Source organism: Acetivibrio sp. MSJd-27 (assembly GCF_018918095.1).
Taxonomy (GTDB): Bacteria; Bacillota; Clostridia; order UMGS1840; family HGM11507; genus HGM11507.
In genome coordinates, this window is record NZ_JAHLPV010000068.1 from 1 (window position 1) to 6858 (window position 6858).

The following is a 6858-nucleotide window of genomic DNA, read 5'->3' on the forward strand; positions in this document are numbered from 1 at the left end:
GTAATGCGGTTGCCAAACCTTTTACTATTATATCTCAGGAGGTTTTATTTGCATATGCTTAAGCTTTTTATCTTCCCCCAGTAGAACTGGGGGTTTATTTCCACGTCTAAAGACACCAAACAAAACTGACTCCGTTAGAACAACGGAATCAGTTTGTTGTCTAAATCTTGTTTTCCCTTCAATAGGGGGCTTTTTGTACTGTCTGCATAATTTGGTGCAGTTCAGTTCAAAGACCGGGGGATTACAATCAGTTAATCAACCACTTCTATCCGCAGAGTCTGGGAGAGAAACGCCTCATCGGAAATCTTCAGACGCGGCAGGCGCATAACCTCGTCAAACACCGCCGTCTGCTCCTCACCGTTAATCAGGAACCGGCGCTTTCCGTTCCCCTGATTGCGGTAGCTGTAGCGGATGGTACAGCCCCGAATCTCCATCTGCACGTCAAACTCCTTCACCGGCATGACCGCCGCGGGCTGGAGCATCACGCCGTCAAACTGCGGTTCGATACCGATTCCAAAGCGCATCAGCGTTTTTAACAGCACGTTCGCACTGCCCGTATGCCAGTCACCCATGGACTGCCCGTCAATCCCCAGGCTTTCATTATAGCAATACGAGTTTGGCATGACAAAAGGCGTCAGGCTGACATACTCATGGGTGATCGGGATGGATTTCGCAAGCTGGCACCATGCCTCCGCGCTCTCACCCATCTTGAAGAGGGAGGCAATTCCAAACATGCTTCCGTGAATATAGGCGGCCGCATTCTCCGCCGTACCCGCCGGCAGGTCACTGATACGCCCCACTCCCGGTGTCTTCGGCGCAAAATATTTGTCAAAGGTCATCAGTCCGTATTTGGAATCCAGATGGCGGTAAGTCTCCAGAATCGTCTGGCGCATGGACTCCTCCCCGTTATAAAAGCCGGACAGAACCCAGAACGCGCTGGCGGTCAGACCGTAACGCTCCACGCCATCCGGATCCGAAAAGCTTCCGACCAGGTAGGAGCGCTTGTCTCCCCATCCGTGCAGAATATGCTTCCGCCCCTCTTCGTTCTCCACAATGGCATATTTTTTCAGACCTTCGGTGATCTCCTCTTTCGCCTTGCGGTAGCACTGGATTTTATCCGCATATTTTTTGCCGTCCAGCATGGTCAGCAGTTCCATCATTTCCTCCAGATTCTGATAAACCTGCAGGGTTGCCATCACCGTCACGCCGGTGCCGTATTTTTTCCCGGGATCCGTGGAAATTCCCAGTCCGTCCAATGCGTCGTTCCAATCGCCGAACAGAGCGCAGACACACTTTGTCAGCTCCATATCCCGGTTTGCAATCAGATAATCCATGATCTTCAGCAGATGGTCAAGAACGGTGTCCTCCATATCCGATTTGCGCACCAGATGGGTGTCCTCATCCACAATTTCATAATAGCCGCAGACCCGGTCAAGAAAAGCAAAATCTCTGGTGTACTTCAGATAGGTCACAATGGTGGAGATCATCCAAACGCCCTGGTCAATAAAGGGACGCAAATCCATCTTGGGAGCCGCCCCCTCGGCGGGAATCGAATACTGCCGGGGACATCTGCCGTTGGGCGCGGTGTAGGAAAGCGCTTCCAATATTTTATCCGCACACTCCTCCGGCCGCCATAGAATCAGCGCCTCCAGCTGCTGCAGCACATCCCGCACTCCAAGCAAATTGCCGCCGTAGTTCTTCCCCAAAGCGCAGAATTCGATCTGCCGTTTGATATAGTTCAGGAAAACGTTAAACACTTCCTCCCGAATGGTTCCGTCCTCAAACGCGCCGAAGCGGATGTGCAGCCTATCCTGATGCTGTTTATCCTGTTCTTCCAATTTTTCAAGCTTTTCGTCAATCTCCCGCGCCAGGTATCTTTTTGCGTGCAGAGTCTCTATCTCTTTCTTTTCATGGGTTGCCGTAAAGCGGAAATCCAGCCGCAGAGTGCCGCCCGCTTCCAGTTCATAGTGGCTCAGATCCCCCGCCACCGCAATATCCGAAAAACCGCAAACGGAAACAGGCTTCTCAAAGGTTCCGGTGTACAGATGCTTCGCTCCGACAAAACTGCTGTTCCTGCCGCTCATAAAGCTGATGCGGGAGGTCGTCTGCTCGCTGCGCAGAATGCCGTCCCCGTATTTGTTGATCACGCCGTAACTGGACAGAGTAACCGTCCGGCTTACGTTCTGATCCATATAAAAATCAAACCCATCGTCCTTCGCGCGGCCTACTCTCCACCACCGCAGACTGAAGTTGTCGTCCTCCCCGTATATCAGAAAAGGATTAAAATAGGAAGACAAATACAGCTTAAGCGGCTCGTCCTGCTTGTTTGCCGCATAGATGGAAAAGAACACTTCCTTCTCCTCGGTGACGAATACCCGCACCGCGAAATCCGCTTTCTCCGTCTCGGTGAAATAGTATACCGCGTTCGGGGTAAACACCGTATATCTCTGTAATTCCACAGCGGAGTTATGGGCAGGCACACTCAGCAGGGAAAACGGCTCATACCCGCCGTCCTCCCGTTCAAACCCGGCAAAGAAAGCTATCTTCGGCTCATTGCCCTCCGTCATATGCTGGAAGGCGGTAAAGGTGCTCTCGTTTGCATACATGGTGCCGGAAGCACCGGCCCACAGGTTAAACCCGTCATGGCTGTATGGATAACGGGCTTCCCCATCCCCCCGGGGCATGCAGAGCACCGACTGATCCGGAAGAAAATAAGCGTTTCCCGGCAGCTTGTTCTTCTCTGCCGCCGCAGGGTTTTCCCTCATATGTTTCACTTGTCCCAGTATGGACTGGATGGACTGTTCCAATGTCATAATATTCCTCCTCAAATGTTTCTTCCTATGGGAAAGACGTACCCTCTGACCGATGGCACGCCGGCGAGACTGATATGCTCAGCCCGATTATACTGAAACAACGTTTTGAAATCAAGTAAAAATCTTTGATTTTTTCGAAAAACAATGATTTTTCATATTATTCGTTGTTTATTTCATGAGTCTTCGCATGTTCAAAGCCTGAAAGGTTCGTGAGGTTATCTAAAATGCAACAATGAAGATGGCAGTTTGTCATCGGAATATTGCATTTCAATGTTCTCCGAAGCTCTTGGCATTTTTAATGCCTTAGAGATTCGTGAGGTTATTATACCATATTCCCTGCCGGATAGTAAAGAAACCGAAAAATCCGTCTCAACCATTGGTACAGTAAGAAAAAACGCATTTTCAATTCCTCCAATCAAAAAGAGACAAAAAATACACAAAAACTGCCCATCGCACGGTACCTATGGTTTCGTTTTCCGCGGAGGAGGCGTTTTCACATCCGTCAGCCCAACCAGATAATCAATGCTGACGTTATGAAATACAGCCAGACGAATCCAAACATCCGTTGGAATATCCGTGATACCTCTTTCGTATCCGGAATAAGTTGTTTGACCTACCATAACCACTTTTCCTACAGCTGTTTGTGTTAAATCATTATCTTCCCGCAAATCCCTGATTCTTTTATATTTCACAAAAATCACCTCCCCACCATTCAATAAGGGCTTGTCCCGTCATTCAACGAGAACAAGGACACTGCATAGCAGTGCCGTAATCAGCGGGAGATTGCACTCCCGCTGATCACGGATATGGAACCCGCCGCCTTAAGAGGCGGGGGACATCTTGCCCGCAGTTATAATAGAAGCAAAGGCTCACAAATCTATTTTAGACTATTTTGTTCTATAACCTTTTTCAAAAACGGCCAGAGTCCGAATGCTTCGTATATTTTATATATATTGCAGCTCTGCGGACTCATATCTTAATCACTGGAAAATGAAAATACCAAAAAAAATGCTAATAGGATATCGTTTTTGACTTGCAAAATTGTTTTCATCTTGTTATAATAACGAAGTATGGTTCATTGGAGATTGTGCACTTCACCAAATGCAATCATAACAACCGAGGCGGACTATGTCACATATAGTCCGCCTCGTTTTCTAATTTTTCAACCGTTTATCCCAAAGGCAGCCTGTGTAACCTCTCTCAGACCGCGTTACTTTTGCAATGCTACTTCCTAGACCTTCAGCAATTGCATCGAGTTCTCCGCTTTCTTTCATTTCTGATATAGTATTCATCAAATCCTGTAATTCTGATTTGAGGTACTCAAAGCTTTCTTCTCCGACATCACGGGCAAACATGGCGATATTATCTTTCAGTGTAGAAAACAATTGTTATGACAAACAGGTATTACAAACCTACAAGGATTTGAAATTTGTTGAGCAGAACTATGACGCTATAAACAAGGACAAGTTTTACAAAACTACAAACGGTGTTACGGTAATGTATTATAACCCCGATGCAAATGCCGGAGGACAGCTTGTTGAACTAACCATATATAACGAGGATATTTTGGATGCGGCAAAGCTATATAAGAAACCGCAGGACTTTTTCTCTCACATTGAGGGAATGTCAAAAGGAGCTTTGTATGATGTCGGCACCGAAACTTTTATGGAAACGGCAAAGGATTTTATCGAAAGCAAGGCGGATTTTGAGGGTTGTTCGCTTAAAACAATGAACGCACTCAAAAAATATGCTGCTCCCGAAAAATCAAAAACCGATAAAGAGCCGGAGCGATAATTTTTTGAAAGATGATATAAATTACAGTATAATAAAAGTACAGAAAAAGGAGAGTGATTTTTATGATGACAGCTAAAATAAACTTTATAACCAACAACTTACTTGTAGATATGACTTGCAGAGAAACCGAACTCTGTAACAGCTTGCAGAACATCGGCATACTGATAGTGCCGAGTATGATATACCTCGATAACCGCCGTACACTTCAAATTCAGCTTAACGCAAATGATGAAGTCGGCGAAATTGTGAAAACGCTTATCAATACCGAGCGTGATACTCTCGGAACTGTTCAAAGGCTGTGCCGGAGCGTGTATTGCTTAAATGCAAAACACCGTGCGGAGCTGCTTGAAATGATAGAAAACGGCGAAATCACAACAGCAGCCGAGGGCATTGAAATGGCAAAGCGGCTTCGTGAGCCGATGCAAATGTGCAGATAAAAAATAAATTCACAATTAAAATCGCACGAAAAGGTTGACTTTTTCGTGCGATTTGTGTATAATAATAGTGTAATAAAGGCGAAAGGAGTTTTAACTATGTCAATTACAGCTACCGAATTAAAGCAAAATCTTGGTCGTTATTTGCTGATGGCTGCAACAGAAGATGTTTTTATCACAAAAAACGGAAAAGTTGTAGCGAAGCTGTCAAACCCCAACCAAGACAGAGTGAATATGGCAAAATCTCTTTTTGGTGTTCTTCCGCAGGATATTACACTTGAAGAAGCTAAAAACGAGAGGATTGATACTATATGAGAGTTTTGGTTGATACCTGTGTTATCGTAGATGCACTTCAAGACCGTAAGCCTTTTTCGGATAATGCAAAAACAATATTTTATGCGGTCGCAAATAAACAAATTGACGGGTATATTTCCGCAAAATCAATAACCGATATTTATTATATCACCCACCGTGCAACTCATAGTGATGAAAGCACACGAAAGATTTTGAAAACATTACTCGGACTTTTTGATATTCTCGACACGGCAGCCATTGATTGCAGAAAAGCATTGTCATCGGACATTACCGATTATGAAGATGCCGTTATGTGCGAAACAGCCGAAAGGTGCGAGGTGGATCTAATTGTAACAAGGAACGAAAAGGACTATAAAAAATCTAAAGTAAAGGTATTATCTCCAATCGAACTTGTAAAATTCTTGGAGGAAACAGACGAAAACTAAAAAATAAATAAAATCATATCAGAGCATTGAAACCACAAATTTCAATGCTCTTTTTCTATGTAAAAAATCAAAAGGAGCGTTACAAAATGAATGATGATAAAAAACAATTATGCCCGAACTGCAAGACAGGTGCGGACGCATTGAAACTTGACCCACACGAACCTATGTGTCCGTATATGGCATTTCATAACGGGCAGACTTGCACAAAATATGTGCCTATCCAAAAAGATAACGACTAATAGTAAACAATCTACGGACGGAGGTGTTTATCATATATACATATAAAGATTTACAGATTATGCAGAGCTGGTCGCTTGAAAGAAAAGTACGGGTTACACAGCTTCGCATAATGGAATGGTACAAGCATTTTAACGGAAAAGTTAAGGTGTCGTTTTCCGGCGGCGTGGATAGCCTTGTACTTTTAGACCTTGCAAGACGAATATATCCCGAAATCGGAGCTGTATTTGTAAACACAACAATGGAATATCCCGAAATCGTTAGGTTATTTTACTGTATTACTTTGCCGGATATTCAATAAGAAATATTGCGGATATGTACGAAATATCACATCAAAATATCAGCTATGCTCATATAAAGGCATTAAAAAAATTGCGTGAATTTTTGGAGGCTGGCAATGAAAAATAAATACATCCTTTTGAATTTTGAAACAATAGAAAAAGCCATTGCCGCCGATGCAAAGGCTATGCGGAAAGTAGTTTCACATTACGGCAGATATATCGGATATTTTGCAAAAGGTAATTATATTTTTTCAGAAGAAATCAAAGCAACGCTGATGAAAGCCGTATTAAAATTTAATATGGACAGATAAACCCACAAGAGTAATCGTATAAAATCGGTTACTCTTTTTTTATGCCCGAACACAGAAAGGGGGTGAATTTTATGGCAAACCTAAACGACCAAATCGGAAAAATCAATGAGCAAATTAAGCAGTTGCGGGTCTGCTTCTAACTTTGTGTAAAGTCCAAACAAGGGTAAAATTGGTTGGCAGGGAGTGTTTTTGCTCCCTGCTTTTTCAATATAACAGAAACATGGCAAAAACTCAAGCCTTAATCCGGC

General features: G+C 44.1%; 10 protein-coding genes. 7 read left to right on the forward strand and 3 right to left on the reverse strand.

Annotated features, from left to right (window positions below; translation table 11 throughout):
- Nucleotides 1-251: 251 nt before the first annotated feature.
- From KQI32_RS12810 to KQI32_RS12820, 3 genes are all read right to left on the reverse strand, one after another.
- On the reverse strand, nt 252-2813 hold the full coding sequence (locus KQI32_RS12810; protein ID WP_216425961.1) for a GH36-type glycosyl hydrolase domain-containing protein: 2562 nt from the start codon (nt 2811-2813) through the stop codon (nt 252-254).
- A gap of 461 nt (nt 2814-3274) precedes the next feature.
- Nucleotides 3275-3505 carry a helix-turn-helix domain-containing protein gene (locus KQI32_RS12815; protein ID WP_216425963.1) on the reverse strand — a complete coding sequence of 77 codons (231 nt, stop codon included), beginning with the start codon at nt 3503-3505 and terminating at the stop codon, nt 3275-3277.
- A 462-nt stretch (nt 3506-3967) separates the two neighbouring features.
- A complete protein-coding gene (locus tag KQI32_RS12820; protein ID WP_216425965.1) occupies nt 3968-4168 on the reverse strand; it encodes a hypothetical protein in 201 nt (66 codons plus the stop codon).
- On the opposite strand from KQI32_RS12820, the gene KQI32_RS12825 reads away from it, so the two are divergent.
- The 7 genes from KQI32_RS12825 (at nt 4167) to KQI32_RS12855 (ending at nt 6610) form a co-directional block, all read left to right on the forward strand.
- Complete coding sequence (locus KQI32_RS12825; RefSeq protein ID WP_216425967.1) at nt 4167-4607, forward strand: hypothetical protein; 441 nt, start codon at nt 4167-4169, stop codon at nt 4605-4607. The two genes, KQI32_RS12820 and KQI32_RS12825, sit on opposite strands and share 2 nt — an antisense overlap.
- Nucleotides 4608-4669: 62 nt before the next feature.
- Nucleotides 4670-5044, forward strand: a complete 375-nt coding sequence (locus KQI32_RS12830) for a hypothetical protein (protein WP_216425969.1) — start codon at nt 4670-4672, stop codon at nt 5042-5044.
- 96 nt (nt 5045-5140) lie between these two features.
- Complete coding sequence (locus KQI32_RS12835) at nt 5141-5356, forward strand: type II toxin-antitoxin system Phd/YefM family antitoxin (protein WP_216425971.1); 216 nt, start codon at nt 5141-5143, stop codon at nt 5354-5356.
- Nucleotides 5353-5781: a PIN domain-containing protein gene (locus KQI32_RS12840; protein ID WP_216425973.1), complete on the forward strand. Its 429-nt coding sequence runs from the start codon at nt 5353-5355 to the stop codon at nt 5779-5781. Before KQI32_RS12835 ends, KQI32_RS12840 begins: the two co-directional genes overlap by 4 nt.
- A gap of 349 nt (nt 5782-6130) precedes the next feature.
- Nucleotides 6131-6319, forward strand: coding sequence for a phosphoadenosine phosphosulfate reductase family protein (locus KQI32_RS12845; protein WP_253291209.1), 189 nt, complete (start codon nt 6131-6133; stop codon nt 6317-6319).
- Nucleotides 6292-6426, forward strand: a complete 135-nt coding sequence (locus KQI32_RS13700) for a sigma factor-like helix-turn-helix DNA-binding protein (protein ID WP_374197087.1) — start codon at nt 6292-6294, stop codon at nt 6424-6426. The genes KQI32_RS12845 and KQI32_RS13700 overlap by 28 nt, the downstream gene beginning before the upstream one ends.
- The gene (locus tag KQI32_RS12855; RefSeq protein WP_216425979.1) at nt 6416-6610 is read left to right on the forward strand and encodes a helix-turn-helix domain-containing protein; all 195 of its coding nucleotides are present in this window, start codon (nt 6416-6418) and stop codon (nt 6608-6610) included. Before KQI32_RS13700 ends, KQI32_RS12855 begins: the two co-directional genes overlap by 11 nt.
- Nucleotides 6611-6858: the final 248 nt, after the last annotated feature.